Origin of the sequence: Erwinia sp. Leaf53, from assembly GCF_001422605.1 — a bacterium.
In the GTDB taxonomy this organism is placed as follows: domain Bacteria; phylum Pseudomonadota; class Gammaproteobacteria; order Enterobacterales; family Enterobacteriaceae; genus Erwinia.
In genome coordinates this window covers 367,616-393,203 of the sequence record NZ_LMLK01000023.1, presented here as the reverse complement: position 1 = coordinate 393,203, position 25,588 = coordinate 367,616, and the positions used below count along the sequence as shown (strand labels likewise).

Annotated in this window: 28 protein-coding genes; 9 read left to right on the top strand and 19 right to left on the bottom strand. The window is 57.2% G+C overall.

Annotated elements, in window-relative coordinates; genetic code table 11:
- The first annotated feature begins 905 nt into the window (after positions 1-905).
- Together ASF13_RS18045 and yfbR are read left to right on the top strand one after the other, a co-directional pair.
- Positions 906-2,123, top strand: a complete 1,218-nt coding sequence (locus ASF13_RS18045; RefSeq protein WP_056239498.1) for a pyridoxal phosphate-dependent aminotransferase — start codon at positions 906-908, stop codon at positions 2,121-2,123.
- Between the two features lie 80 nt (positions 2,124-2,203).
- On the top strand, positions 2,204-2,800 hold the full coding sequence (gene yfbR / locus ASF13_RS18040; RefSeq protein ID WP_056239495.1) for a 5'-deoxynucleotidase: 597 nt from the start codon (positions 2,204-2,206) through the stop codon (positions 2,798-2,800).
- 87 nt (positions 2,801-2,887) lie between these two features.
- Here yfbR and ASF13_RS18035 read toward each other — a convergent pair whose 3' ends face one another.
- Positions 2,888-3,547 carry a sugar phosphatase gene (locus tag ASF13_RS18035; RefSeq protein ID WP_056239492.1) on the bottom strand — a complete coding sequence of 220 codons (660 nt, stop codon included), beginning with the start codon at positions 3,545-3,547 and terminating at the stop codon, positions 2,888-2,890.
- Positions 3,548-3,568: 21 nt separating this feature from the next.
- On the bottom strand, positions 3,569-4,021 hold the full coding sequence (yfbV, locus tag ASF13_RS18030) for a terminus macrodomain insulation protein YfbV (protein ID WP_056239488.1): 453 nt from the start codon (positions 4,019-4,021) through the stop codon (positions 3,569-3,571).
- A gap of 332 nt (positions 4,022-4,353) precedes the next feature.
- Here yfbV and ackA point away from each other — a divergent pair, with 332 nt between their 5' ends.
- From ackA to ASF13_RS18010, 4 genes are all read left to right on the top strand, one after another.
- A complete protein-coding gene (ackA, locus tag ASF13_RS18025) occupies positions 4,354-5,556 on the top strand; it encodes an acetate kinase (protein WP_056239486.1) in 1,203 nt (400 codons plus the stop codon).
- A 108-nt stretch (positions 5,557-5,664) separates the two neighbouring features.
- On the top strand, positions 5,665-7,809 hold the full coding sequence (gene pta, locus ASF13_RS18020) for a phosphate acetyltransferase (protein WP_101505249.1): 2,145 nt from the start codon (positions 5,665-5,667) through the stop codon (positions 7,807-7,809).
- 687 nt (positions 7,810-8,496) lie between these two features.
- Positions 8,497-8,769: a hypothetical protein gene (locus ASF13_RS18015; RefSeq protein WP_156365618.1), complete on the top strand. Its 273-nt coding sequence runs from the start codon at positions 8,497-8,499 to the stop codon at positions 8,767-8,769.
- 61 nt (positions 8,770-8,830) lie between these two features.
- Positions 8,831-9,223, top strand: coding sequence for a cupin domain-containing protein (locus tag ASF13_RS18010; protein WP_056239477.1), 393 nt, complete (start codon positions 8,831-8,833; stop codon positions 9,221-9,223).
- Positions 9,224-9,292: 69 nt separating this feature from the next.
- Here the strand turns inward: ASF13_RS18010 and ASF13_RS18005 are convergent, their stop codons facing one another.
- Both ASF13_RS18005 and ASF13_RS18000 read right to left on the bottom strand, forming a co-directional pair.
- Complete coding sequence (locus tag ASF13_RS18005) at positions 9,293-9,988, bottom strand: helix-turn-helix transcriptional regulator (RefSeq protein WP_369814394.1); 696 nt, start codon at positions 9,986-9,988, stop codon at positions 9,293-9,295.
- 147 nt (positions 9,989-10,135) lie between these two features.
- Positions 10,136-10,429: a helix-turn-helix transcriptional regulator gene (locus ASF13_RS18000; protein ID WP_056239475.1), complete on the bottom strand. Its 294-nt coding sequence runs from the start codon at positions 10,427-10,429 to the stop codon at positions 10,136-10,138.
- A 233-nt stretch (positions 10,430-10,662) separates the two neighbouring features.
- Between ASF13_RS18000 and ASF13_RS17995 the strand changes: the two genes are divergently transcribed.
- Positions 10,663-11,925: a 4-aminobutyrate--2-oxoglutarate transaminase gene (locus ASF13_RS17995; protein ID WP_056239471.1), complete on the top strand. Its 1,263-nt coding sequence runs from the start codon at positions 10,663-10,665 to the stop codon at positions 11,923-11,925.
- Positions 11,926-12,092: 167 nt separating this feature from the next.
- Here the strand turns inward: ASF13_RS17995 and yfcD are convergent, their stop codons facing one another.
- Together yfcD and yfcF are read right to left on the bottom strand one after the other, a co-directional pair.
- Positions 12,093-12,626 (bottom strand): NUDIX hydrolase YfcD, encoded by a 534-nt coding sequence (gene yfcD, locus ASF13_RS17990; RefSeq protein WP_056239470.1) that lies wholly within the window; start codon positions 12,624-12,626, stop codon positions 12,093-12,095.
- Positions 12,627-12,752: 126 nt separating this feature from the next.
- The gene (gene yfcF / locus ASF13_RS17985) at positions 12,753-13,394 is read right to left on the bottom strand and encodes a glutathione transferase (protein ID WP_056239467.1); all 642 of its coding nucleotides are present in this window, start codon (positions 13,392-13,394) and stop codon (positions 12,753-12,755) included.
- A 188-nt stretch (positions 13,395-13,582) separates the two neighbouring features.
- Here yfcF and ASF13_RS17980 point away from each other — a divergent pair, with 188 nt between their 5' ends.
- Positions 13,583-14,476, top strand: a complete 894-nt coding sequence (locus ASF13_RS17980) for a TIGR01777 family oxidoreductase (protein WP_056239462.1) — start codon at positions 13,583-13,585, stop codon at positions 14,474-14,476.
- Between the two features lie 194 nt (positions 14,477-14,670).
- Here the strand turns inward: ASF13_RS17980 and ASF13_RS17975 are convergent, their stop codons facing one another.
- Positions 14,671-14,994 carry a hypothetical protein gene (locus ASF13_RS17975; RefSeq protein WP_056239460.1) on the bottom strand — a complete coding sequence of 108 codons (324 nt, stop codon included), beginning with the start codon at positions 14,992-14,994 and terminating at the stop codon, positions 14,671-14,673.
- 292 nt (positions 14,995-15,286) lie between these two features.
- Between ASF13_RS17975 and ASF13_RS24495 the strand changes: the two genes are divergently transcribed.
- The gene (locus tag ASF13_RS24495) at positions 15,287-15,481 is read left to right on the top strand and encodes a hypothetical protein (protein ID WP_146005435.1); all 195 of its coding nucleotides are present in this window, start codon (positions 15,287-15,289) and stop codon (positions 15,479-15,481) included.
- 130 nt (positions 15,482-15,611) lie between these two features.
- Here the strand turns inward: ASF13_RS24495 and ASF13_RS17970 are convergent, their stop codons facing one another.
- From ASF13_RS17970 to accD, 12 genes are all read right to left on the bottom strand, one after another.
- The gene (locus ASF13_RS17970; protein ID WP_056239457.1) at positions 15,612-15,944 is read right to left on the bottom strand and encodes a hypothetical protein; all 333 of its coding nucleotides are present in this window, start codon (positions 15,942-15,944) and stop codon (positions 15,612-15,614) included.
- Positions 15,945-16,270: 326 nt separating this feature from the next.
- Positions 16,271-17,044 carry a histidine ABC transporter ATP-binding protein HisP gene (gene hisP / locus ASF13_RS17965; protein ID WP_056239454.1) on the bottom strand — a complete coding sequence of 258 codons (774 nt, stop codon included), beginning with the start codon at positions 17,042-17,044 and terminating at the stop codon, positions 16,271-16,273.
- A gap of 8 nt (positions 17,045-17,052) precedes the next feature.
- The gene (locus ASF13_RS17960; RefSeq protein ID WP_056239451.1) at positions 17,053-17,769 is read right to left on the bottom strand and encodes an ABC transporter permease; all 717 of its coding nucleotides are present in this window, start codon (positions 17,767-17,769) and stop codon (positions 17,053-17,055) included.
- Positions 17,766-18,452 (bottom strand): histidine ABC transporter permease HisQ, encoded by a 687-nt coding sequence (locus ASF13_RS17955; RefSeq protein ID WP_056239445.1) that lies wholly within the window; start codon positions 18,450-18,452, stop codon positions 17,766-17,768. The genes ASF13_RS17960 and ASF13_RS17955 overlap by 4 nt, the downstream gene beginning before the upstream one ends.
- A 74-nt stretch (positions 18,453-18,526) precedes the next feature.
- A complete protein-coding gene (gene argT / locus ASF13_RS17950; protein ID WP_056239442.1) occupies positions 18,527-19,309 on the bottom strand; it encodes a lysine/arginine/ornithine ABC transporter substrate-binding protein ArgT in 783 nt (260 codons plus the stop codon).
- A gap of 253 nt (positions 19,310-19,562) precedes the next feature.
- Positions 19,563-20,132, bottom strand: a complete 570-nt coding sequence (locus ASF13_RS17945) for a UbiX family flavin prenyltransferase (protein ID WP_056239440.1) — start codon at positions 20,130-20,132, stop codon at positions 19,563-19,565.
- Between the two features lie 69 nt (positions 20,133-20,201).
- On the bottom strand, positions 20,202-21,719 hold the full coding sequence (gene purF / locus ASF13_RS17940) for an amidophosphoribosyltransferase (RefSeq protein ID WP_056239437.1): 1,518 nt from the start codon (positions 21,717-21,719) through the stop codon (positions 20,202-20,204).
- 34 nt (positions 21,720-21,753) lie between these two features.
- Positions 21,754-22,239, bottom strand: coding sequence for a colicin V production protein (gene cvpA / locus ASF13_RS17935; RefSeq protein ID WP_056239434.1), 486 nt, complete (start codon positions 22,237-22,239; stop codon positions 21,754-21,756).
- Positions 22,223-22,414 carry a hypothetical protein gene (locus tag ASF13_RS25050; RefSeq protein ID WP_146005434.1) on the bottom strand — a complete coding sequence of 64 codons (192 nt, stop codon included), beginning with the start codon at positions 22,412-22,414 and terminating at the stop codon, positions 22,223-22,225. Before ASF13_RS25050 ends, cvpA begins: the two co-directional genes overlap by 17 nt.
- Before the next feature lie 104 nt (positions 22,415-22,518).
- Positions 22,519-23,298, bottom strand: coding sequence for a cell division protein DedD (dedD, locus tag ASF13_RS17930; protein WP_056239430.1), 780 nt, complete (start codon positions 23,296-23,298; stop codon positions 22,519-22,521).
- Positions 23,288-24,550: a bifunctional tetrahydrofolate synthase/dihydrofolate synthase gene (folC, locus tag ASF13_RS17925; RefSeq protein ID WP_056239424.1), complete on the bottom strand. Its 1,263-nt coding sequence runs from the start codon at positions 24,548-24,550 to the stop codon at positions 23,288-23,290. The genes dedD and folC overlap by 11 nt, the downstream gene beginning before the upstream one ends.
- Positions 24,551-24,619: 69 nt before the next feature.
- Positions 24,620-25,528 carry an acetyl-CoA carboxylase, carboxyltransferase subunit beta gene (gene accD / locus ASF13_RS17920; RefSeq protein ID WP_056239421.1) on the bottom strand — a complete coding sequence of 303 codons (909 nt, stop codon included), beginning with the start codon at positions 25,526-25,528 and terminating at the stop codon, positions 24,620-24,622.
- Between the last annotated feature and the right edge of the window lie 60 nt (positions 25,529-25,588).

Sequence of the window (25,588 nt, the reverse complement as noted above, 5' to 3'; positions counted from 1 at the left end):
GCATTACTTTCATTCGCTGACGTGAAGGACCTGGTCTCCCGCCTGCACTGACACATCACGCGCCAGCCGCATCGCTAAAGTGGAAAAGGTTCTTCCGTCTGATACATCATTAATGCACGCAGTACTAACCCATAAGTTGCAGGAAGCCGCGTCGTTGTCGTTATTGCTCCCCCGAGATGACTCAATGACGTGTTGAGAGGGGGAATGATGGGTCTAAAACAACCCTGAAAATTAAATTACCAGAACGCTGTGGAAACAGCTAAAAAGTTAAGTGTCACTTAAGCTTCAGGGGTATAAAAAGCATTTTTTCATTCCCCGCGACACCGGCTCGCCCGCTACAAAGTCTCCTGAAAGGTATCCTGACATACTGCCGTCTACTTTTTAAGCCCCAGGATGATTATTCTCATCACTAAAGTATGATTTAGTCGGTCACCCGCCGAAAGCAGGCAAAAAATTGGGCAAATCCGATTTTTTTTGCCTTCGCTCTGGTGCCGGAGGCATAACGTCAAACCCGACCCGCCGGTCGTTCAACTTTTACACAATCGACGAATTGAGCAAAAAACAGACAGACAAATAAGGCTTGTTTGACTGTTTACTTTATCATTAATCCATCATTTTTTACCTAAACGGGAGAGTTACAGATACGTAGTCTGCCGTTGAGGGGGCAAGAGTCTATACCGGAACTGGCTCAGGCAGCTATTAGTATCGACGAACGCCGCTTTACAAGCACGAAATGTCACCTTAAACCCCTGTTCGTCACCACTCTGCCAGTTGCCGGAAAAAACGTCCTTTAACCTGTCAAAGCCTGCCGCCGCCCTTCAAAAGCACCGGGGAGAGGAGTACATTGTGTGATGTTTCAATTTTCCCGGCGGAAAATGGCTTTCTGCCAGTCAAGGTGACAGAAGATGACCCCAATTGATAAATCCAGCAAACTGGATAATGTGTGTTACGACATTCGCGGCCCGGTGTTGAAAGAAGCCAAACGCCTCGAAGAAGAAGGTAATAAAGTCCTAAAGCTGAACATCGGTAACCCTGCCCCCTTTGGTTTTGAAGCCCCGGACGAAATCCTGGTTGACGTGATCCGTAACCTGCCGAGCGCGCAAGGCTACTGCGACTCCAAGGGCCTCTACTCGGCGCGGAAAGCGATCATGCAGCACTACCAGGCACGCGGCATGCGTGACATGACCGTGGAAGATATCTATATCGGCAACGGCGTGTCAGAGTTGATTGTTCAGTCGATGCAGGCGCTGCTGAACAGCGGTGATGAGATGCTGGTCCCCGCCCCGGACTACCCGCTGTGGACCGCCGCCGTTTCGCTCTCCAGTGGCAAGGCCGTGCACTATCTGTGCGACGAATCTGCCGGCTGGTTCCCGGACCTCGACGATATCCGCAGCAAGATCACCCCGCGTACCCGCGGCATTGTGATCATTAACCCGAACAACCCGACCGGTGCGGTATACAGCAAAGAGCTGCTGCTGCAGGTGGTTGAGATCGCCCGCGAACATAACCTGATTATCTTCGCCGACGAAATCTACGACAAAATTCTGTATGACGCCGCCCAGCACCACTCGATTGCTGCGCTGGCGCCGGACCTGCTGACCATCACTTTTAACGGTTTATCAAAAACCTACCGCGTGGCGGGCTTCCGTCAGGGCTGGATGGTGCTGAACGGGCCGAAGAAACACGCCAAAGGCTATATTGAAGGGCTGGAGATGCTGGCCTCAATGCGCCTGTGCGCCAACGTCCCGGCGCAACACGCGATCCAGACCGCGCTCGGCGGCTATCAGAGCATTAGTGAATTTATTCAGCCCGGCGGCCGACTGTATGAACAACGCAACCGCGCATGGGAGCTGATTAATGAGATCCCCGGCGTCAGTTGCGTGAAGCCGCAGGGCGCGCTGTATATGTTCCCAAAAATTGACGCGAAAAAGTTCAACATCCACGACGACCAGAAGATGGTGCTGGACTTCCTGCTGCAGGAAAAAGTGCTGCTGGTGCAGGGCACCGCGTTTAACTGGCCGTGGCCGGATCACGTGCGCATCGTCACCCTGCCGCGCGTTGATGACCTTGAGATGGCGATTAACAAGTTTGGTCGCTTCCTCGGCGGATACCGCCAGCTGTAACCCCCGCGTTCCTTGTGTTTTCCGTACGTTAACAGAGAGCGGTAACCCCGCTCTCTGTCATTTCCAGCAGAGGCAACATCATGAACCAGAGTCATTTTTTCGCCCACCTCTCGCGCCTGAAGCTGATCAACCGCTGGCCGCTGATGCGCAACGTGCGCACCGAAAACGTCTCCGAGCACAGCCTGCAGGTGGCCATGGTCGCCCACGCGCTGGCGGTGATTAAAAATAAGAAATTCAACGGCAACCTCAACGCCGACCGTATCGCGATGATGGCCATTTATCATGATGCCAGCGAAGTGCTGACCGGCGACCTGCCGACGCCCGTTAAGTACTACAACGCGCAAATCGCCCACGAATACAAAAAGATTGAGAAGATTGCCCAGCAGAAGCTGATCGAAATGCTGCCGGAAGAGCTGCGTTCGGCCTGGGCACCGCTGATAGATGAGCAACAGCACAGCGAGGCGGAGACCGCCATCGTCAAACAGGCGGACGCGCTTTGCGCTTATCTGAAGTGCCTGGAGGAGCTGTCGGCGGGTAACAACGAGTTCCTGCTGGCCAAGGCGCGGCTGGAGAAAACCCTCGCCCAGCGCCACAGCCCGGAGATGGACTACTTTATGACCGTATTTGTGCCGAGCTTCAGCTTATCGCTGGATGAGATTAGTCAGGAGTCGCTGTAAGCCGCATCAGACACAGGGCAGGTCAGAAAAGAAAAAAAGCACTGAGAGGATAAATACTCAGTGCTCTGATGCTAGCTGAATCGGCGGTCAGTGGCGGCGGTGGACGTGCACGAAACCTTCTGCATCTTTATGGATAATCAGCTCTTCCAGCGAGCTCAGCGCCATATCCACGTCCTCAAGCCGCGGCGCGTCGGCCGGAGCGTTGACGGCGATCACGTGGCAGCCGGCGGCCAGCCCGGAAAGGATACCGGCGGCGGCGTCTTCCACCACCACGCACTGTTCCGGCTCCAGCTCCAGCAGCTGCGCGCCGAGCAGATAGGCGTCCGGCTCCGGCTTACCGCGCGTCACGCGCTCAGCGGTGACAAAGGCGTGCGGCTGCGGCAGCCCGGCCACGCGGTGACGGGCGCTGGCCACCGGCACCGATCCCGAGGTCACGATCGCCCAGGGAATAGCCAGCTCGTCGAGGGTCGCCAGCAGCGCCAGCGCCCCCGGCAGCGCCACGATCCCCTCCGTTTCGGTCGCTTCCAGCTGCTCCAGCCAGAGGAACTCGGCGCGGATCGCCTCTTCGGAGGCACCCGGCATAAAGTGGCGCAGCGAGGTAATCGCCTGCTTGCCGTGGATAAAGGCGAGGATCTCGTCCGCCGCAATACCGTGGCGTTCGCCCCAGATGATCCAGGACTGCTCAACCACCGCCAGCGAATCCACCAGCGTACCGTCTAAATCAAATAAAAAGCCTTTACTCTTCACTGCATGTTTCCTTATCGGGCGTCAGAGATCGTCGAGGAAGGTTTTATCCAGCTGCCTGAAGGCGCGCTTCAGCACGTCGGCCAGCGACTGATAGGTAGGTTTACCTTCAACCGGCGCAATCGCCTGCCCGGCGGCCTGCAGCTTATCGCGCACGTCGTTAAACCAGCTGAGCAGGGTCGGCGGCAGCGGCGTCACCGAACGCTTGCCCAGCCACCACAGCCCCTGCATCGGCAGACTGCAGGCGAACAGCGCGGTGGCAATCGCCGGGCCAAGCTGGCCGCCCAGTGCGATCTGCCAGCAGAGAGTGAAAATCGCCACCGGAGGCATAATCCGGATCGCGAAGCGCGTAACGCGCACGATACGATTTTCAGGAAACATTGGGGCCAGACGCTTGTCAGCAGGCCAGGTTTTCATATAGTGCTGGCCAAGCTGAAACAGCCTGAACCAACCCACGGAGCCGGACTCATTCGCCATGGCGGACCTCAACTTCTGTCATAAAAATTAAAAAAATTCTGCAACCTAACAACTTTACATAACATGATTCAAAACATTTTGTCTTTGTGAGCCACTGTGGTTATCCTGTGCGCGTTTTCGAACGCTGTGCGGATAGCCTGCGATCGACAATTTAACAGGTCATTAAAAAGCAGACAGCATTTAAAAAAATCCTGTAAAATATCCAAAAAATTTTGCGGATCGCGGGAGAAAGCTGAGCTCAGTATGACTTCAGTCATTAATGTACCAGCTTTCATGCGCTACGCTTCACTGTGTGAGTTTATTTTCGCCACTTTTAATCTATAGGACCTTCCATGTCGAGTAAGTTAGTACTGGTTCTGAACTGCGGTAGTTCTTCCCTGAAGTTTGCGATTATCGATCCGTCCAACGGTGACGAGTATCTGTCAGGTCTGGCTGAATGCTTCCACCTGCCGGAAGCGCGCATCAAGTGGAAACTGGATGGCGCCAAACAGGAAGCGGCATTAGGTGCCGGCGCAGCCCACAGCGAAGCGCTGAACTTCATGGTTAACAATATTCTGGCACAAAAACCAGAACTCTCTGCGCAGATTACCTCAATCGGCCACCGCATCGTCCACGGCGGCGAGAAGCTGACCCAGTCAGTGGTGATTGACGAGTCGGTGATTCAGGGCATTAAAGACGCCTCCTCTTTCGCACCGCTGCACAACCCGGCACACCTGATCGGGATTGAAGAAGCGCTGAAAAACTTCCCGCAGCTGGCCGATAAGAATGTGGCAGTTTTCGACACCGCTTTCCATCAGACCATGCCAGAAGAGTCTTATCTTTACGCCCTGCCGTACAAACTTTACAAAGAGCATGGCGTACGTCGCTACGGCGCGCACGGTACCAGCCACTTCTATGTCACACAGGAAGCGGCTAAGGTTCTGAACAAGCCGGTCAACGAAGTGAACATCATTACCTGCCACCTCGGTAACGGCGGCTCCGTTTCCGCCATCCGTAACGGCGAGTGCGTAGACACCTCAATGGGCCTGACCCCGCTGGAAGGCCTGGTGATGGGCACCCGCAGCGGCGACATCGACCCGGCGGTGGTGTTCTTCCTGCACGACACCCTCGGCATGAGCGTGGACGCGATCAACAAGTTGCTGACCAAAGAGTCCGGCCTGCTGGGCCTGACCGAAGTCACCAGCGACTGCCGTTACGTGGAAGATAACTACGACAGCAAAGCGGATGCGAAACGCGCGCTGGACGTTTACTGCCACCGTCTGGCCAAGTACATCGGCTCTTACAGTGCGCTGATGGATGGCCGCCTGGATGCGGTGATCTTCACCGGCGGTATCGGCGAGAACTCGGCGCTGGTGCGCGAGCTGTCGCTGAACAAACTGGGCCTGCTCGGCTTTGCCGTGGATCACGACCGCAACCTGGCCGCCCGCTTCGGCAAGTCCGGCTTTATCAATAAAGAAGGCACCCGCCCGGCCATCGTGATCCCAACCAACGAAGAGTTGGTCATCGCGCAGGACGCCAGCCGCCTGACCGCTTAAATCGTCTCTCTCCGTCAGCCCAGGCTGACGGAGTTGTTTTCAGCGCCAGAACAGTTTGATTGCCCGCCCGGCGCACCGCGCACCAGGGCGGCGGTAAGAGAGGTAAATGTGTCCCGTACTATTATGTTGATCCCTACCGGCACCAGCGTCGGCCTGACCAGCGTCAGCCTGGGTGTAATCCGTGCGATGGAACGTAAAGGCGTGCGCCTGAGCGTGTTCAAGCCGATTGCCCAGCCGCGCAGCGGCGGTGATAACCCGGATCAGACCACCACCATCATCCGTAAAAACTCCTCCATCCCGGCCGCCGAGCCGCTGGCGATGAGCCGCGTGGAATCACTGCTGGGCGCTAACCAGCAGGACGTGCTGATGGAAGAGATCATCGCCCGTTACCACGCCAATACCCAGGATGCGGAAGTGGTGCTGGTGGAAGGCCTGGTGCCGACGCGTAAGCACCAGTTCGCCCAGGCGCTGAACTATGAGATCGCGAAAACGCTGAACGCGGAGATCGTCTTTGTCACCGCGCTGGGTAACGACTCGCCGGCGCAGCTGAAAGAGCGCATCGAAGTTACCCAGAGCAGCTTTGGCGGCAACAAGAACAAAAGCATCACCGGCGTTATCATTAACAAGCTGAACGCCCCGGTCGATGAGCAGGGTCGTACCCGCCCTGACCTGTCTGAAATCTTTGACGACTCCACCAAGGCCAGCGTGGCCAATGTCGATCCAAAGCAGCTGTTTGCCAACAGCCCGCTACCGGTGCTGGGCTGCGTGCCGTGGAGCTTCGAGCTGATCGCCACCCGTGCAATTGATATGTGCCGCCATCTGAACGCGCGCGTGATCAACGAGGGCGATATCGCCACCCGCCGCGTGAAGTCGGTGACCTTCTGCGCGCGCAGCCTGCCGCATATGCTGGAACACTTCCGTCCGGGCTCGCTGCTGGTGACCTCGGCCGACCGCCCTGACGTGCTGGTGGCCGCCTGCCTGGCGGCGATGAACGGCGTCGAGATCGGTGCCATCCTGCTGACCGGCGGTTACGCCATCGACGCACCGATTCAGAAGCTGTGTGAACGTGCCTTCCAGACCGGCCTGCCGGTGTTTATGGTCGACACCAACACCTGGCAGACCTCACTGAGCCTGCAGAGCTTCAACCTGGAAGTGCCGAGCGACGATACCCTGCGCGTCGAGCGCGTACAGGAGTACGTGGCCAGCCATATCGACGCCGAGTGGATCGAGTCGCTGACCGCCACCTCCGAGCGCAGCCGCCGCCTGTCACCACCGGCGTTCCGCTACCAGCTGACCGAGCTGGCGCGTAAAGCCGGCAAACGCATCGTGCTGCCGGAAGGCGACGAGCCGCGTACCGTGAAGGCAGCTTCAATCTGTGCCGACCGTGGCATCGCCACCTGCGTACTGCTGGGTAACCCGGAAGAGATCCAGCGCGTCGCTGCGGCGCAGGGCGTCGAGCTGGGCAAAGGCATCGAAATCGTTGACCCGGTGGTGGTGCGTGATAACTACGTGCCGCGCCTGGTTGAGCTGCGTAAAAGCAAGGGCATGACCGAAGTGGTGGCGCAGGAGCAGCTGGAAGACAACGTGATGCTCGGCACCATGATGCTGGAAGCGGGCGAAGTAGACGGCCTGGTCTCCGGTGCGGTGCACACCACCGCTAACACCATTCGTCCGCCGCTGCAGCTGATCAAAACCGCGCCAAACAGCTCGCTGGTGTCGTCGGTGTTCTTTATGCTGCTGCCTGAGCAGGTGCTGGTGTACGGTGACTGTGCGATCAACCCGGACCCGAACCCGGAGCAGCTGGCCGAGATCGCCATTCAGTCCGCCGACTCGGCGCTGGCGTTTGGCATCGAGCCGCGCGTGGCGATGATCTCCTACTCTACCGGTAACTCCGGTGCCGGCAGCGACGTGGAAAAAGTCCGCGAAGCCACCCGCATCGCCAAAGAGAAACGCCCTGACCTGGTGATCGACGGCCCGCTGCAGTATGACGCTGCAATCATGGACGACGTTGCCAAATCCAAGGCGCCAAACTCGCCGGTGGCCGGCCGTGCCACGGTGTTTATCTTCCCGGACCTGAACACCGGTAACACCACCTACAAAGCGGTACAGCGTTCAGCCGACCTGATCTCCATCGGGCCGATGCTGCAGGGTATGCGCAAGCCGGTCAACGACCTGTCACGCGGCGCGCTGGTGGACGATATCGTCTACACCATCGCCCTGACGGCGATTCAGTCTAAACAGGCTGAAGGCTAAGTTCTCGCGGCGTTAAGCGCCGCTGCTGAAAAAGGGTTTGTGGCTTGCCACAGGCCCTTTTTTTATGGCTGCATCCCCTTCTGCGCAGGCTCCATCGCACGTTAAACGAAAATTAGTTTCTTATATTGTGAAGCTGCTTCAGGCGTAATTCAGACGTTTCAGTGATTTTCAGCAAGTTAAAACGTATTGTTCTTATATACCCCTTCGCATCATAACTGCATAACTAACAGGGAGGAATAAGAAGCGATATGACATACTTTGACGAGTTATCAGCGTTCGGCTTACCCAGGGAGCAAGTAGCGAGATTCAGCGTCTGCGATATTCACTATGAGGTATTTTTTACAGAGATAACTAAAGAAAATTCTTATGATTGCGCCGCACTTCTACCAGCAGAATTGCTATTACCCACGTATGCGCATCACTATGATGTAAATTTCGACACCAAGAGTAACAGGTTAAATCACACACCTTTCAAAAGAGTTGCACTGCTTCCACCCGGTAGCGGTACACGTGTAATGAAATGCGTTGAAAGAGTAATTTTTGATCACTATACTCAATTTAATGTCGGTCTTTACACTTTTTCCCCAGCCGACCATAAACTCATGAACCTGTATTGCCGGTTTATTTCCAGGAAAAGACTGACAGGATATACCATTGAAGTGGGACTTGACCCATCAGGGAGAGCAAATGTCTTACGAACACCCAGATTCTATGACCCATTATGAACAATACCGGGTTCGCCAGCAGGAACGCGCCGCCAGGCTAATCCGCGCTATTGAAGAAGGCAGAACCCGAACGGTTTCTTCCGACGATCCGGTTATTGAGGTTATTACGCCACGATCGGCTACGACAGAGCCAGAGCATGGCGAGGTATTTGCCTGGAATGCTGACACCGGTGAGATGATAAGGCTAAACAGGCGGGTGATATTACACAAGTCTGGTCAAAGCACTGAGCGCTAATTACTGGATCACGCAATCCGCCAGGATAAATTGGCACTGCACGTTCACAAGGAATAGTCTGATGATTGATATTGCCGAATTTACCACACTTAACGCCAAAACCGATCCCGCCGTTAATATCGCGATATCGCGGCTGATTTCTAAGCAGGGCATCAACGCCTGGGGCTCAGAGATCAAGCGCGGTCATCGTATCGGCTGCCACAGCCACACGGTGGGTGAAGAGTGGTACATCGTGCTGTCCGGTGAGGGAGAAATCTGGACAGCCGACGTGAAAGGTCAGCAGCTGCATAATAAACGTGTCAATCCGGTAAAAGCGGGATCAGTATTCTGTATTTATCCCGGTACCGCCCACCAGATGCGGGCGATCACCGATCTGAGCTTTCTGTTTCTCTGTCCGGAATCACACGTTTCCAGTGACAGGACGTTGTTCGATGACCTGATTGACCATACCTGAATTTAAGGTTTAACACGGTATTTCGCAAGAAAGTCAGAAAACTGGCCCGTAAAATCTGGCCAGTTTTTATTAATCAATCAGCGGTATTGACTCACAGCGTTTAAAGAAGCTTTGTGGGATATAGTTATTGATGTTGTTATCATGGCAGTACTCAATCAATCCGCGCTTGTTATTGACGCCGATTTTTTCGTACATGCTCTGCACATAGTTGCCGACGGTGCGCTGAGATAACCCGAGACAGACGGCGATCTCTTTGACCGAGTAGGTCTGCAGCAGGTAGAAGAGGATCTCCCATTCGCGGTCGCTGAATACCTTTGACGGAGGAGTGAATACCAGTGAAGTAGGGATTTTTATCTTATTCAGGCGAGTGAGAATTACATTTTCGACAGGTCTTCCATGCCAGACGGTCCCCCTGCACTCGCCTGTTACGTCATACAGTGGAAATTTATCGAAGAACCAGGGCTGAAGATAACTCTGGTTTTCAAAAGGATGGATCTCAAGAGCGGTTACTTTGTCACCAGAAATTTCCGTCTTACGATCGTGCTGGCGAAACTCATTGCCAAACTGAGACAGGCTGCAGGGAATGTCTTCATCAACCCGCCCTTCATAATTGAATTTCTCCGAAATCCCCAACAGTTGATTATGCCGTTTATTAACAAATATGAATTTGGATTCACGATCCCTGATCCCCCAGGGTTCATTACTCTGGCTAAAAAAATGAATTAGCGAACTGAGTATTTCCTTCATTCCATTGTCGTTCATCATCCTGTCTCCCGAACATCAGCGTGTAAAAGGGAGACTGTCAACATTCGCTCCCTGACAAATTCAACTTTGAATTTGTCAGTCAGGATACGCAACTTCCCTGTCGCGGAAAATTAAGAGGCTCACAGAAAAAAAATTATGGATTTATTTCTATTGTTCCCCTTTCTCCCTCACCCTTTCGGCGTGATTTTTTTTGAAAACCGGCCATTTCTTTACCTGGCCCTGTTCATCAAAATAGCGCTCCGGCCAGATTTCCTGCGGGGTTTTGCCCAGCGCGAGGGCAATGATCAGTTCGCCTTTCGGCCAGGGTTTGACCAGTGCGTTAGCCAGCGTGCCGGATGCCAGCCCGTGCTCTACGGACAGCGCTGCCAGCGATCCTTTGCATTTGCGAATGGCCGCCAGAATATCCTGCCGGTGCCAGTTTTTTCGCGTTTGATTATCCATTGTGTCTCTCCCTGAGTTCCGGTTGGGGCCGGAGCATGGCGCAGCCAACGCCGGCCTGGAACGGTTAATTCAAACCCAGGCAGCCGCTCAGGAACAGGGTAATATTAACTCCATTCCGCGCGTTAAAACGCATGTTCTTACCGGCAGGATCGCGCGCCATCCTGTACGCTGAAAATGTGCACATCACACGCCTGCCGCACTGCGTCGTCATTCACCAGGACAGGAGTAATAAAATGAGCAATCAGAGTATTCACCAGCGTCGTCTGGATGCCACACCGCGTGGCGTCGGCGTATTATGTGATTTCTTCGCCGTGAGAGCCGAAAATGCCACCCTGTGGGACCAGCAGGGGCGAGAGTACACCGACTTCGCCGCCGGAATTGCTGTACTGAATACCGGTCATCGTCATCCCAGAGTCGTGAGCGCTATCCGCGAGCAGCTGGAGTGCTTTACCCATACGGCTTTCCAGATCGTTCCCTATGAAAATTACATAATCCTGGCGGAAAAGCTGAATCAGTGCGTGCCAGTCGCTGGCCGCAGCAAAACCACCCTGTTCTCCACCGGGGCGGAAGCCGTTGAGAACGCGGTGAAGATCGCCCGTGCGGCAACCGGTCGCCCCGGGGTGATCGCCTTCAGCGGTGCCTTTCACGGCCGCACGCTGCTGACCATGGGCCTGACCGGTAAGGTCACGCCGTACAAAACCGGTTTTGGCCCCTTCCCGGGTTCGGTGTTCCACGCCCGCTATCCCAACGCGCTGCACGGCGTCAGCGTGGATGATGCGCTGGAGAACCTGGAAACCCTGTTCAAATGCGATATCAGCCCGCAACAGGTGGCCGCCATCATCTATGAACCGATTCAGGGCGAAGGCGGCTTCAATATCGCCCCGGCGGAATTTGTCAGCGCGCTGCGCAGGCTGTGCGACCAGCACGGCATCGTGATGATCGCCGATGAGGTACAGAGCGGTTTTGCCCGCACCGGCCGGCTGTTCGCCAGCGATTATTACCCTGAGGCCAGACCCGACCTGGTGACCATGGCCAAAAGCCTCGGTGGCGGCCTGCCGATCTCGGCGGTCAGCGGCCGTGCCGACCTGATGGACGCCCCGTTGCCGGGCGGGCTGGGCGGCACCTACGCCGGTAACCCGCTGGCGGTAGCGGCAGCGCTGGCGGTGCTGGAGGTGATAGAGGAGCAGCAGCTGTGCGAACGGGCGCTAAGGCTGGGAGAGGCGCTGGTGGCCACGCTGAGCGACTCTCGTCATCCGGCGCTGGCGGAGATCCGCGCGTTAGGTTCGATGGTCGCAGCCGAATTTATCGATCCAATCAGCGGCAAACCCGCAACAGATATCGCGCAGGCCATACAGCGCCGCGCGCTGGAGCAGGGGCTGATCCTGCTGACCTGTGGCGTGCACGGCAACGTGATCCGCTTCCTCTATCCGCTGACCATCCCGGATGCCCAGTTCAGCCGCGCGCTGACGTTACTGACGACCTTATTACGCGCATGAAATTCACCCCGGCGGGGAAAGGCAACATTGAGGCAGGAGAGTTTAACGGCGAGCTGGCGCGGGGAGAAGATGCGTCACTCCCTGGCCGGGTAAATCAGAGCGGAAGCAATAACGGGTTCATCGCAGAGGGACCGGCGCATACCGCAGCGGCGTGCGCCGGTTAGAGGTTACTCGCCGGAGCCGGAGCGCCCCGGTTCACCATTACGCGTCATCCACAGCGACAGCGCCTTCAGCGAGTCGTCGGTGAACTCATCGCAGCGCTGGGTGATCTCTTCCGGGGTCATCCAGATGATCTCATCCACCTCTTCTTCCTGCATGGCGAACGGCCCGTGGGAGACACAGCTGAACAGCCCGCCCCATACGCGACAGTGGGCGTTTTCGAAGTAGAACAGGCCGTGCTCGGCAAACGGCACTGCGGCGATGCCCAGCTCCTCTTCCGCCTCACGGCGGGCGGATTCAAGCATGCCTTCACCGCTCTGCACCACGCCACCGGCGGTGGCATCGAGCATGCCCGGCATAAAGTCTTTCGTTTCGGTGCGGCGCTGCACCAGAATTTTGCCCATGCCGTCGTGCACGACGATATACGTTGCGCGATGGCGCAAACACTGTGCCCGCATCTGCACACGGCTGGACTGTGCGATGACCTCGTTATGTTCATCAACGATGTCGACCCATTCCGTGCCCTGATCTTGCTCCACCATCCGAAACCCTTTTAGTTCTGGCGCCCGGCGCGCCGTTTGTGTGTTGTGCCGCGCGGTGCTGCGCGAGGCGCCTAAATTAATGTTTAACGCAGGCTGACGCAATCATCAATTTGTGCTCAATCCGCCTCAGGCCGGTTTTGATGATTCCGCCAGCCACAGCTGCACCGACGCACGCTGCCACTGGAAGTGCGCATAGTCGGCGATATGCGCCGGCAGCGGGTCGCCGTGCAGCGCCAGGCGGTTAAGCATCACCGCCAGATCGGTATCGGCAATTGACCATTCGCCAAACAGATTCTGCTGGCCTGCGGGGAGCAGACGCTCAACGGCGGCAATCAGTTTAGCGGCCGCCTGCTGCCCGGCGGCGTCCAGCGGGGCAAAGCGCTCGCCGGCAAACAGTACCTCGGTCGGGCGCTGCTGGCGGATCGGCATAAAGTCGCTGCGCAGCCAGGCCTGGATTTCTCGCGCTTTGGCACGTTTTTCCGCGTTGCGTGGATAGAGGCGCTCAAACTCCGGTGCCGGAAAACGCTCTTCGAGATATTCGCTGATGGCGGAAGATTCGGACAGCTGAAAGTCGTCCACCTGCAGCGTCGGCACCCGCTGCGTCAGAGAAAGCCGGCCATAGTCCGCCCCGTGATGTTCCTGCGCGGCCAGATCGACCCGCTTCAGCGCGAACGGAATGCCTTTTTCACTCAGGGAGACGTACACCGACATCACATACGGACTGAAAAAACTGGCGTCTGACCATAGGGTAATCGTTGGGTAACTCATCCGTGCATCCTCTGACGTTCAGCAATGGGAACCCTTTGTTTATCTGGTTTTTATGCCGAAGGCAACACCCTCGCCACGGCAGGTGAACAAATAATCTGCGCACGGCATTTGCCGTGCGCGCCATCACACGTCATCGGCAAATCCTGACCTATGCTAGAAGCAGACTGAAAGCAAAAAGGATCATCGCTATGCACATTCTTATTACCGGCGGCACCGGGCTGGTGGGCCGTCCACTGGTGTTACGCCTGCTGCAACGGGGTTATCAGGTCAGCGTGGTCACCCGTGACGTGGCGGCCGCGCGCGCGAAGCTGGGCGAACAGGTCAGCCTGTGGTCCGGCCTCGATCAGCAGCAGCATCTCAACGGCATTGACGCGGTGATCAACCTTGCGGGCGAGCCGATCGCCGCCAGACGCTGGAGCGAGGCGCAGAAAACCCGCCTGTGCCAGAGCCGCTGGCAGATAACCCAACGGCTGGCGGAGCTGATTGCCGCCAGCAGCGCGCCGCCGGCGGTGCTGATTTCCGGTTCGGCCAGCGGCTTTTACGGCAATACCGGCGAGCTGGTAGTCACCGAGGACGACCCGGGCCACAGCGAGTTTACCCATCAGCTGTGCGCTCGCTGGGAACAGCTGGCGCTGCAGGCGCAGAGCGATCGCACCCGCGTCTGTCTGCTGCGCACCGGCGTGGTCCTCAGCCCCGACGGTGGCGCGCTGGAAAAAATGCAGCTGCCGTTTAAGCTCGGCATCGGCGGGCCGCTGGGCAACGGCAAGCAGTATATGCCGTGGATCCATATTGAGGATATGCTGGCCGGCATTCTCTGGCTGCTCGATCACGCAACGCTACAGGGACCGTTTAACCTTGTGGCACCCTACGCGGTGCGCAATGAACAGTTCGCCGCGGCATTAGGCAAGGCGATGCACCGCCCGGCGTTTATGCGTACCCCGGCCACCGCGATCCGGCTGATGATGGGCGAATCCGCGGTGCTGGTGCTCGGCGGGCAGCATCTGCTGCCACAGCGGCTGGAAGCTTCCGGCTTCAGGTTCCGCTGGTACGATCTGGATAAGGCGCTGGAAAATGTGGTCTGACCACCGCTACAGTGCGTTATCCGTGCCCAAAAAACGGGGGTCTTATCGTTCGGCTTATCATCGCGGCGGCGGCGCAATCGGCAAGGCAGCCGGTAGATGCGGCGGCTGCCGCTCCGTTGCCTGAGATGCTGACCGCCGGTGATCGAGTTATCGCGCACGCTCAGCCATAGATCAGCCATAGAGTCGTCAGAGAGTCAGGCTTCAAGGAAAGCCATCCCCCCCAGCAGCAGACGTGCCTGAGCCCGCTCTTCCGGGCTGGCACCTTTATCGGTCACCTCCTGCATCAGGCAGGCATCCGGGTCCGGTAGCGCCAGCGGGCGCTGGCAGCCGGCGTGTTGATACCACTCAAATGACCAGCGCTGGCTTTTGCGCTGGTAGTAAATAGTCAGCCAGCTGCTGCAGTGCGCCGGATAGCCGCTGCAGACTTCAATCTTTGGGTCAAACAGTTCACTTGCGGCACGCAACAGCAGCAGAATGCTGCCGCCGTACCCATTGGCCAGTGTTAAAATGGTATGCATTCCGTCCCTCGAAGGCAGTGGGTAACGTATGGGGTGGTGCCCGCAGGCAGGCGTACTAAGGCTTAAAATAAATATAGCCTTAACCCTTAACTTTACATCGTCAAACGCTAAAAAAAATGCTGCGCCCGGAGGGGATAATTTCCGTATGAAGTTTTTGTTAAGCCGCATGCTACCCGGTTTAAATCCGCTACGCTTAGCTGTAGTGTGAAGTCGCCTGAGAGGCAACGCACGTGCAGCGTAGTAAGCAGACTTAACCAGCAGTATCTGACTCATGATAATGGATGGGGTACGCATGACGGAAAGTGAAAAGCGTTTACGTGAACAACGGATCCGGTTAACCGAAACTGAGCGTCGTTATCGCAGTGCCTGCAAATTACGCACCACCAGTTCGCGAGAGCTCGCCGATATGCTGTGCGAGCTTGAACGGCTGAAAGCAGAGTTTTTACCAGGGGTAGCAACCCAGTCAACTTCTACCGCTGCGCACTAAATTACCCTAACGCAGCCGGTATTTTCTGAAGCCTGGTAGAAGCTACCAGGCTTATTACGCAACGTTCAGATCCTGACGTCATATCTGCATAAGGTATGAATACATGATGCTTTAAAACGAGAACACCTTACTACGTTTTATCCTGCCGATCGCCGCGGGCGCGTTCATGCTGATCCGATGGCTGACGGGCTGGCACTGTGAAGCCAACGCTGTCCGCCTGCTGCATCTTCGCGAACCACACCGCGCCTTCACGGGATAGCGTTCCCGGCTGGTGAAACGCCTTCAGCCAGCTGCGCGCGGCGCTGATGGCAATCAGCCGCTCGTCGCTCGGCTCATTTTCCGCCATCACCTGTAACTCTGTCAGTAACGTCCCCAGCGTAATTTCCTCCCTGTTGAAGATAAGACTGACGGCCGCTTCACCAATAATAACGTGCCCTTTCTCTTCATCAGAAATAATCAACATCAACCTCCCGTAGTGAATAAATATATTTTTACTACGCCCTCATTATAGCATTTCAGAATTACCTCCCCTGATAACGGGATTATTCCTGGGCTATTTCAGAGAGAGGTAAAAACGATGGAACAAATTAAATCGACGATATTTATTAATATTAACCCGTTGAATCAACAACATGGGCTATTTACTCACGCGGGTTAAGGGTGCATTTTTCGGCCCGGTGCGGGCATCAGGACGAGAGGCTGGGGCGGTAAGGGCGTGCCGCGGGCGGCAGACCGGCATAAATCGGAGGGCTGACACGCCAGGGAGCTGCCCCCTGGCGTGTGACGTAATTACTTCAGCGCGCCGGAAAGGAACTGCTGCAGGCGCGGGCTTTTCGGACTGTTGAACAGCTCGTCGGGCGCCCCCTGCTCTTCAATTTTTCCCTGGTGCAGGAAGATCACGTGGCTGGAGACGTGACGGGCAAATTCCATCTCGTGGGTGACCACCACCATGGTTTTGCCCTCTTCCGCCAGCTTCTGCATGATGCGCAACACCTCACCGACCAGCTCCGGATCCAGCGCCGAGGTCGGTTCATCAAACAGCAGCACTTCAGGCTCCATCGCCAGCGCGCGGGCGATGGAGACGCGCTGCTGCTGGCCGCCGGAGAGGTGAACCGGATACTTGCCGCGCCCGCGTTCGTCGATGCCGACCTTATCAAGGTAGCGGATGGCGCGTTCGCGCGCTTCGGCTTTGCTCAGGCCCAGCACCTGAACCGGCGCTTCCATGACGTTTTCCAGCACCGTCATATGGCTCCACAGGTTGAAGTGCTGGAACACCATGGTCAGGCGGGTGCGCAGCGAACGCAGCTGCTCTTTATCCGCCACCTTTAGCTGGCCGTCGGTATCCCGCACCAGGTTGATGTTTTCATTATTGACCGCGATCGCCCCTTCGCTGGGTTTTTCCAGGAAGTTAATGCAGCGCAGGAAGGTACTTTTACCGGAACCGGACGAACCGATAATGCTGATTACGTCGCCGGCGTTGGCCTGCAGCGACACGCCCTTCAGCACTTCATGTTCACCGTAACGTTTGTGCAGCTCGGTGACGCTTAATTTATTTTCAGCCATCGTGTTTCTCAGTGGGACGAGGAAGGTTTAACGTGCGCCAGCCAGCGTTTTTCCGCTTTGCGGAACAGACTAATCAACACATATGAAATTACTAAATAGAGCAGGCCTGCCAGGCCGAAGGCGATAAACGGCTGGTAGGTGGCCGAGTTAATATCGCGGGCAATCTTTAGCAGGTCCGGCACCGTAGCGGTAAACGCCAGCGCCGTAGAGTGCAGCATCAGGATCACTTCATTGCTGTAAGCCGGCAGCGCGGTGCGCAGCGCCGAAGGCATAATAATGCAACGGTAGAGTTTAAAGGTCGAGAAACCGTAGGCGCGCGCCGCTTCAATTTCGCCGTGCGGGACGGAACGAATGGCACCGGCAAAGATTTCGGTGGTGTAAGCGCAGGTGTTCAGCGTCAGTGCCAGCAGCGTACAGTTAAGTCCGCTGCGGAAGAAGGCGTTCAACAACTCGCTGCCTTTCACCACTTCCAGCGTGTAAAAGCCGGAGTAAAACACCAGCAGCTGCACGTAGAGCGGCGTGCCGCGGAATACGTAGGTAAACAGCCACACAGGGAAGCGCACCGCTTTGAACGGCGAAACGCGGGCGACAGAGAGCAGCACCGCCAGGCAGCCGCCCAGCACCACCGAGACCACCAGCAACCACAGGGTAATCGCCACGCCGGTCAGGCGATAGCCGTCGGTCCACAGCAGGGCCTTCCAGTACTCCTGAATAATATCAATCATAAATCAGCCCTTTTGACGCCCACCGAATAACGGCGCTCCAGCCACCACAACACGCCGTTCGACAGCGTGGTGAAAATCAGATAAATAACCCCGGCGACGATGGCAAAGTAGAACGGCTGCCAGGTGGTTTTACCGGCCAGCTGCGTGGCTTTAACCACATCTTCCAGACCAAGCAGCGAAACCAGCGCGGTGGCTTTCAGGATCACCTGCCAGTTATTGCCGATCCCCGGCAGCGCGAAGCGCATCATGCCAGGAAACAGAATACGGCGGAAGGTTTGTGCAGAGGTAAAACCAAAGGCGGTAGCGGCTTCAATCTGCCCTCTCGGCACCGCCATGTACGCGCCGCGGAAGGTTTCGGTAAAGTACGCCCCGTAGATAAAGCCCAGTGTGATAATACCGGCCACCATCGGGTCGATATCGAACTGGTTCAGGCCCAGCAGGTCGGTCAGCTGATTGAGCGCAATCTGCAGGCCGTAAAAGATCAGCAGCATCAGTACCAGGTCCGGTACGCCGCGAATGAGCGTGGTGTAGCCTTCAAATATGCCCGCCAGCAGGCGGCTGTTGGAGAGTTTGGCCCCGGCGCCAATCAGTCCGAGTATAACGGCGAACAGTACCGAGCTGAGGGCCAGCTCCAGCGTCACCATCGCGCCTTTAAAAATGACTTCAGAGTAGCCATAAAGCATAAGCAATATCCTGTCGTAATCTTTTCATCGTGTAACTGCACCCCGGACGCGCCGGGGTGCCAGACAGGTTTTACTTAACCGCCATATACATCAAAATCAAAGTATTTTTTCGCAATCTTGTCGTAGGTACCATCTTTGCGCAGCTCATCGAACGCTTTGTCGATGGCGGCTTTCAGCGCGGTATCATCTTTACGCATACCGATACCGGTCCCGATGCCAAAGATCTTATCATCTTTTACCGCCGGGCCTGCAAAGGCGTAATCTTTACCGGCAGGCTGCTTGAGGAAGCCTTCGCTGGCCGCCACTTCATCCTGGAATGCGGCATCGATACGCCCGGCGGTCAGATCCTGATACACCAGGTCCTGGTTAGCATACGGCGTTACTGTCACGCCGTGCTGGCGCCAGTTGTCGTTGGCGTAGGTTTCCTGAGTGGTGCCCTGCAGCAGGCCGATGGTTTTGCCTTTCAGCGCCTCCAGCGTTGGCAGCACTTTGGAACCTTTTGGCGCAATCAGACGTGAATTGGCGGCATACAGTTTCTCAGAGAAGGCGATCTCCTGCAGGCGCTTTTCGGTGATCGACAGTGAAGAGATCACCGCATCCACTTTCTTCGCCTTCAGTGACGGGATCAGCGCATCAAAATCACTCTCAACGAAGGTACATTTGGTCTCCATCCGTTTACAGATTTCATTAGCCAGATCGATATCAAATCCGATCAGCTGCCCCTGTGCGTTCTTCATTTCAAACGGCGCGTAGGTCGGGTCGGTGCCGATACGCAACGTTTTCGGGCCGGCGGCAAATGCGCTACCCGCGGCGGTGATTGACAGTAACAGGGAGAGAGCCAGGACCTGCTTTTTCATAAAAACCCCTCAGTTTTTTTATTATGGTCGTGATGTTGTTGCGCAGGTTGATCTGCAGGTTCCATGCCAGTGTAACGGCAATGCCTGCTTTTTATTGCGCGGTGGGCAAGATAGCGTAATTGCCCGGTTTGCAGAAGGATTTATAGCAGGTTTATGATCCGTTCGCGGCAAGAATGTTGCACGATGGTGCATCCTTTGCACAAAATGCGATTCAGCATCAACATTTGCACTAAAAGCGCGCACTCAGGCAAACTTATGCACCCTGCCAGCGCGTAAACAGCTCCTGATCCAGCTCAATATTAAACTGATCGAGTACGCGATTGACGGTCTGATCGACGATGTCCATCACGCTGGCCGGTCGGTGATAAAACGCCGGTACCGGCGGCATAATAATCGCGCCCAGCTCGGCGGCGGCGGTCATCAGCCGCAGGTGGCCGAGGTGCAACGGGGTTTCCCGCACGCACAGCACCAGCGGGCGACGCTCTTTCAGCACCACGTCGGCGGCGCGGGTCAGCAGGCCGTCGCTGTAGCTGTTAACGATGCCGGAGAGGGTTTTGATAGAGCACGGCAGAATGGCCATGCCGTCGGTTTTAAATGAACCGGAGGAGATACTGGCGGCAATATCACGCACGTCGTGCACCACGTCGGCCAGCGCCTGCACCTCGCGCAGGCTGACGTCGCTTTCCAGCGCCAGCGTCTGCCGGGCGGCGTTGCTGACGATCAGGTGGGTTTCCACGTCACTGACCTGCTGCAGTATCTGCAGGGTACGGATGCCATAAATCACGCCGCTGGCACCTGAAAGTCCAATAATGATTCTTTTCATCATCTCTCCTGAAAAAAAATGGGCCGGAATTGCTCCCGGCCCATTTTACCTGCTTACACAGCGTGGCGCTTAGCCTTCGTTGTGAATTTCCAGGTTTTCCGCTTCGTTCTGCCGTGCCACGGCTTTGGCATCGTCATTGCGCAGCGACTGCAGGTACTCGAGGTACTGCTGGTCAACGTCTTTAGTGACGTAGATGCCGTTGAACACCGAGCATTCAAACTGGGTGATATCCGGGTTCTCTTCACGCACCGCTTCAATCAGGTCATCCAGATCCTGGAAAATCAGCGCGTCGGCACCGATCAGCTGGCGGATCTCTTCGACTTCACGACCGTGGGCGATCAGCTCGGTGGCGCTTGGCATATCAATGCCGTACACGTTCGGGAAACGAATTTCCGGTGCCGCAGAGGCGAGATAGACTTTTTTCGCCCCGGCTTCGCGTGCCATCTCAATGATCTGCTCGGAGGTGGTCCCGCGCACGATGGAGTCATCCACCAGCAGTACGTTCTTACCGCGGAACTCGGCACGGTTAGCGTTCAGCTTGCGGCGAACCGCGCTGCGGCGCAGGTGCTGGCCCGGCATGATAAAGGTACGGCCGACGTAGCGGTTTTTCACGAAGCCCTGACGGTAAGGCTTGTCCAGAATCCGTGCCATCTCCAGCGCGATATCGCAGGAGGTTTCCGGAATCGGGATCACCACGTCAATATCCAGATCTTCCCACTCGCGGGCGATTTTCGCACCCAGCTTGGTGCCCATGCGCACGCGGGCGCTGTAGACGGAAATTTTGTCGAGGAACGAGTCCGGGCGCGCAAAGTAGACGTACTCGAACAGGCACGGATGAACCTTCGGGTTCTCAGCGCACTGGCGGGTATACAGCTGGCCTTTTTCGGTGACGTAAACCCCTTCACCTGGCGCCACGTCACGCAGGAACTCAAAGCCCAGCGTATCCAGCGCCACGCTCTCAGAAGCCACCATGTATTCAATACGGCCATCGGCCAGCGGACGTTTGCCAATCACCAGCGGACGGATGCCGTTCGGGTCGCGGAACGCCACCAGGCCGTGGCCGATGATCATCGCCACGCAGGCATAGGCTCCGCGCACTTTCTTATGCACCGCGGCAATCGCGGCAAAGATGTTGTCCGCTTCCAGCGGATAGTGGCGGAACTGGTCCACTTCCTGCGCAAAGATATTGAGCAGAATTTCAGAATCTGACGTGGTGTTCACGTGACGGCGGCCGGTTTCGAACAGGCCTTTACGCAGTTCGTGAGCGTTGGTCAGGTTACCGTTGTGGGCAAGCGTGATCCCGTAAGGGGAGTTCACATAGAAGGGCTGGGCTTCGGAAGCGCTGGAGCTGCCTGCCGTTGGGTAACGCACGTGGCCGATACCCATATTGCCCTGCATACGCTGCATATGGCGGGCTTCAAAAACATCGCTGACCAGGCCGTTGGCCTTACGCAGACGGAAGCAATTTAACGCATCGATGGTGACGATGCCGGCGGCATCCTGCCCACGATGCTGCAGCACCGTTAACGCGTCATAAATCGACTGGTTGACCGGCGCAAAACCGGCGATCCCGACAATACCGCACATAATGACTTTTCCTCATGGCCGAACCCCGGTGCAATTACCGGGGCAAAAAACTCGACGAGCTTTTCAGGTAGTCAAAAAACCACCCGATGATGTAACTGAACTGAGGGATAAGCTTAGACTGTTGCCAGTCCGGGCTCTTAGCAAATCCGGTGAACGTATCGAGGAAAAACAGCATCGCGGCCACAATCAGCACGCCACGCAGCGCCCCAAAACAGACTCCCAGTACCCTGTCGGTACCCGACAGGCCGGTTTTTTCCACCAGCGAACCAATTACATAGTTAACGATCGCCCCGACAATCAGCGTGGCAACGAATAACACTGCAATGGCGATGCCGTTACGCACCAGTTCGTCTTCAAATCCGGTAAACCAGACGGCAAGAAAGGAGTAGTAATGACTGGCGACAAAGAATGCGCACCCCCAGGTGACGAGCGAAAGTGCTTCCCGTACAAACCCGCGGATCAGGCTGACCAGAGCCGAAAAACTGACGACCGCAATAATGACGTTATCTATCCAGACCATGAACGCTTCCAGTAATTACCCCTGGTATCCAGTTCGGGGCGAATTCTAACAGAAAAAGAAAACGTTTGCGTAGGCTTTTGCAGGGACGATTCAAATAATCATTGCCGTTGAAAAAACCAGCAAAAACCGCCCCGGTGCCGGCCTGAACACCCAAACGCAATCCGTTGATTTGCATTACATCCTAACGCCAGCGCCCGGAACAGCAGCGGGCTGTTCCGGGCGCAAGCAGGTTTTACCTGTTGATAGTATCGCTGCTGCCGTTCAGCGGCAGCCGTCGGATCACCGCGCGCTGTAGGGTTTAACCACCCCGCCCAGCCCGGAGATCCCCTGCAGTTCCCCCACCGCCGCCTGCATTTTGGCTTTCGAGGCATCCGGCCCGACAAAGATGCGGGTAATCTGCCCCTGCACCGGCGTGGCCGGGACGGTATAAGCGCGGTAGCCGGAGAGCCGCAGCTTAGCGACGATCTCGTCAACCTTCGCCGCGTTCTTCAGCGCGCCCAGCTGGACCACCCAGGCCTGGCCGGCTGGCGCGCTCTCGGCCGGTTTGCTTTCCGGCGCGGGCTGCGTTTGCGCCGGCGTTTCCACCGTCTTCGGCTGCTCAACCACTTTCGGCGCTTCAACCGGCTTTGGTTTTTCCACCGGCTTTGGCTTCTCAACCGGTTTCGGTTTCTCAACCGGCTTCGGCTGGGTCACCACCTTCGGTTTTTCGACAACTTTCGGCGTGTTCACCGGCTGCTGGACCGGCGGTGGGGAGACCAGCGTCGGCTGGTTGCCGGCCTGCGGCGTGGTTGAGCCGCTGTCCGCCTGTGAATTGTTACCGTTGTCACGTCCGACTACCGCCGACCCGGCGCCTTCCGGCGGCTGGGCGGGCAGCGACTGGGTGACCGGCGGCACCAGATCGGTCTCCTGCTGATCTTCCGGCTTCGGCACCAGCGGAATGGCAGCAAACTCCTCTTTATAGTGCTTCTTTTTACCGTCAAGCAGCCCGGGCAGAACGATCACCCCGACGGCGACGATAATGATGGTGCCGACTAAACGGTTTTGAAACTTACTCGCCACTGCCGTTCTCCGTTGCCATCCATTCCATAACCGGTGCCACGGTGTGGAAAGAACCACACACCAGCACCACGTCCCGTTCACCGGCATGAGCCAGCGCCTGCTGATACGCCGCCAGCACCGAACCAAACGCCTGCGCGCCCGACAGGTGCGCCATCAGCTGTTCTGCGCTGGCCCCGCGCGGGCCGTCCAGCGGCGCGCAGTACCAGTGGTCAACCTGCGGGCTGAGGCACGCCAGGGTTCCGGCAATATCTTTATCGTGCAGCATCCCGACCACCGCGTGTACCTTACCGTCACCCGGCAGTTCGGCCAGCCGGCCGGCCAGGTACGCGGCCGCATGCGGATTGTGCGCTACGTCGAGGATCACCCGCGGCGACTGCGCCACGGTCTGGAAGCGGCCGGGCAGCAGCGCCTGATGCAGGGAAGCGCGCACCACGGCATCCTCCACCGCCAGCCCGGAGGCTCGCAGCGCCGCCAGTGCGGTGGCCGCATTCGGCAACGGCACCTGCGGCAGCGGCAGCCCGCTCAGGCTGCCCTGCGCGTCGGTGAAGCTCCAGCTATCGCCGTCGGCGTGATACGACCAGTCGCGGCCCAGCTGATGCAGGTCCGCGCCCAGCTGCTGCGCCACCTCTGCAATGGTGTGCGGCATATCCGGTTCACCGACGATGGCCGGCTTACCGCCGCGAAATACCCCGGCTTTTTCCCGCCCGATGCTTTCGCGGTCCGGCCCCAGCCAGTCTACGTGATCGAGGGCGATGCTGGTAATGGCCGCCACGTCAGCGTCGACGATATTGGTAGCGTCCAGCCGCCCGCCCAGCCCGACTTCGAGGATCGCCACGTCAACCTGCGCCTGCTTAAACAGCCACAGCGCCGACAGCGTGCCGTACTCAAAATAGGTCAGAGAGGTGTCGCCGCGCCCGGCTTCAATCGCCGCAAAGGAGGCCGTATGGGCCGATTCAGCCAGCTCAGCGCCCTGGATGCGTACCCGTTCGGTGTAGCGGATCAGGTGCGGGGAACTGTAGACGCCGACGCGATAGCCGGCGGCCATCAGCACGGTTTCCAGGGTGCGGCAGGTGGTGCCCTTGCCGTTAGTACCGGCAACGGTAAACACCACCGGGGCGGGTTTCAGCAGATCGAGGGAGGTGGCAACGCGACGCACACGCTCCAGACCCATCTCGATTGCCTGAGAGTGTAAATGCTCAAGATAATAAAGCCACGTGGCAAGAGGCGACGTGGCTTGAGGAAGAGTGTCCATGTATCCCGTTCACCGCGTTTCGGTTCATTGGTAAAAGGGATCGCCAGGCGATCCCTTTCTCATCATCGGTCAGGCCTCGGGGCTCTGTGGGGCAGCGGGGGCTTCAGCAACGATATCTTCCTGCGGCGCAGGCAGGTTCATCATCTTCGCCAGCACGCTGGCCAGCTTAAAGCGCATCACCGGACGGCGGACGATCATATCGATCGCTCCCTTCTCGATCAGGAACTCACTGCGCTGGAAGCCCGGCGGCAGCTTTTCACGCACCGTCTGCTCGATTACGCGCGGGCCGGCAAAGCCGATCAGCGCTTTCGGTTCAGCGATGTTCAGGTCGCCGAGCATCGCGAAGCTGGCGGAGACGCCGCCCATGGTCGGGTCGGTCAGCACCGAGATATACGGCAGGCCACGCGCCTGCATCTTGGCCAGCGCGGCGCTGGTTTTCGCCATCTGCATCAGCGACATCAGCGCTTCCTGCATACGCGCACCGCCGGAGGCAGAGAAGCAGATCATCGGGCAGCCGTCTTCCAGCGCCTGCTCAACCGCACGTACGAAACGTGCGCCAACCACCGAGCCCATTGAGCCACCCATAAAGGAGAACTCAAACGCGGCAGCCACTACCGGCATGCCGTGCAGGGTGCCTTTCATCACGATCAGCGCGTCGGTTTCGTCGGTCTCTTTCTGCGCCGCGGTCAGACGATCTTTGTATTTTTTGGAATCCCGGAATTTCAGCAGATCTTTCGGTTCCAGCTCGCTGCCCAGTTCAACCAGTGAACCTTCATCCAGCACGCTGTGTAAGCGGGCGCGACCATGCATACGCATGTGGTGGTCGCATTTCGGGCAGACTTCCAGATTGCGCTCCAGCTCGGCGCGGTACAGGACCTGTCCGCAGCTGTCACACTTGGTCCACACCCCTTCAGGAATGCTCGCTTTACGCGATGGGGTAGCGGTGCTTTTACTGAGAATTCGCTCAATCCAGCTCATTGATGACCTTTCTGTTTGAACCTGGTGCCCCGTTGGGGTTAGCCAGTTTTTTCTTTTTTT

Coding starts and splice junctions, on each gene's coding strand:
- ASF13_RS18005 (WP_369814394.1), bottom strand. CDS start 9,988: ATGATGAACGACAATGGAATGAAGGAAATACTCAGTTCGCTAATTCAT.
- yfbV (WP_056239488.1), bottom strand. CDS start 4,021: ATGGCGAATGAGTCCGGCTCCGTGGGTTGGTTCAGGCTGTTTCAGCTT.
- ASF13_RS17970 (WP_056239457.1), bottom strand. CDS start 15,944: ATGTTGATTATTTCTGATGAAGAGAAAGGGCACGTTATTATTGGTGAA.
- ASF13_RS17955 (WP_056239445.1), bottom strand. CDS start 18,452: ATGCTTTATGGCTACTCTGAAGTCATTTTTAAAGGCGCGATGGTGACG.
- yfcF (WP_056239467.1), bottom strand. CDS start 13,394: ATGAGTTACCCAACGATTACCCTATGGTCAGACGCCAGTTTTTTCAGT.
- ASF13_RS18015 (WP_156365618.1), top strand. CDS start 8,497: ATGTCTTACGAACACCCAGATTCTATGACCCATTATGAACAATACCGG.
- purF (WP_056239437.1), bottom strand. CDS start 21,719: ATGTGCGGTATTGTCGGGATCGCCGGTTTTGCGCCGGTCAACCAGTCG.
- ASF13_RS18010 (WP_056239477.1), top strand. CDS start 8,831: ATGATTGATATTGCCGAATTTACCACACTTAACGCCAAAACCGATCCC.
- ASF13_RS17945 (WP_056239440.1), bottom strand. CDS start 20,132: ATGAAAAGAATCATTATTGGACTTTCAGGTGCCAGCGGCGTGATTTAT.
- ASF13_RS25050 (WP_146005434.1), bottom strand. CDS start 22,414: ATGCAAATCAACGGATTGCGTTTGGGTGTTCAGGCCGGCACCGGGGCG.
- ASF13_RS18000 (WP_056239475.1), bottom strand. CDS start 10,429: ATGGATAATCAAACGCGAAAAAACTGGCACCGGCAGGATATTCTGGCG.
- ASF13_RS17980 (WP_056239462.1), top strand. CDS start 13,583: ATGCACATTCTTATTACCGGCGGCACCGGGCTGGTGGGCCGTCCACTG.
- ackA (WP_056239486.1), top strand. CDS start 4,354: ATGTCGAGTAAGTTAGTACTGGTTCTGAACTGCGGTAGTTCTTCCCTG.
- ASF13_RS17975 (WP_056239460.1), bottom strand. CDS start 14,994: ATGCATACCATTTTAACACTGGCCAATGGGTACGGCGGCAGCATTCTG.
- ASF13_RS17995 (WP_056239471.1), top strand. CDS start 10,663: ATGAGCAATCAGAGTATTCACCAGCGTCGTCTGGATGCCACACCGCGT.
- yfcD (WP_056239470.1), bottom strand. CDS start 12,626: ATGGTGGAGCAAGATCAGGGCACGGAATGGGTCGACATCGTTGATGAA.
- cvpA (WP_056239434.1), bottom strand. CDS start 22,239: ATGGTCTGGATAGATAACGTCATTATTGCGGTCGTCAGTTTTTCGGCT.
- ASF13_RS18045 (WP_056239498.1), top strand. CDS start 906: ATGACCCCAATTGATAAATCCAGCAAACTGGATAATGTGTGTTACGAC.
- hisP (WP_056239454.1), bottom strand. CDS start 17,044: ATGGCTGAAAATAAATTAAGCGTCACCGAGCTGCACAAACGTTACGGT.
- ASF13_RS17960 (WP_056239451.1), bottom strand. CDS start 17,769: ATGATTGATATTATTCAGGAGTACTGGAAGGCCCTGCTGTGGACCGAC.
- accD (WP_056239421.1), bottom strand. CDS start 25,528: ATGAGCTGGATTGAGCGAATTCTCAGTAAAAGCACCGCTACCCCATCG.
- ASF13_RS24495 (WP_146005435.1), top strand. CDS start 15,287: ATGACGGAAAGTGAAAAGCGTTTACGTGAACAACGGATCCGGTTAACC.
- folC (WP_056239424.1), bottom strand. CDS start 24,550: ATGGACACTCTTCCTCAAGCCACGTCGCCTCTTGCCACGTGGCTTTAT.
- argT (WP_056239442.1), bottom strand. CDS start 19,309: ATGAAAAAGCAGGTCCTGGCTCTCTCCCTGTTACTGTCAATCACCGCC.
- yfbR (WP_056239495.1), top strand. CDS start 2,204: ATGAACCAGAGTCATTTTTTCGCCCACCTCTCGCGCCTGAAGCTGATC.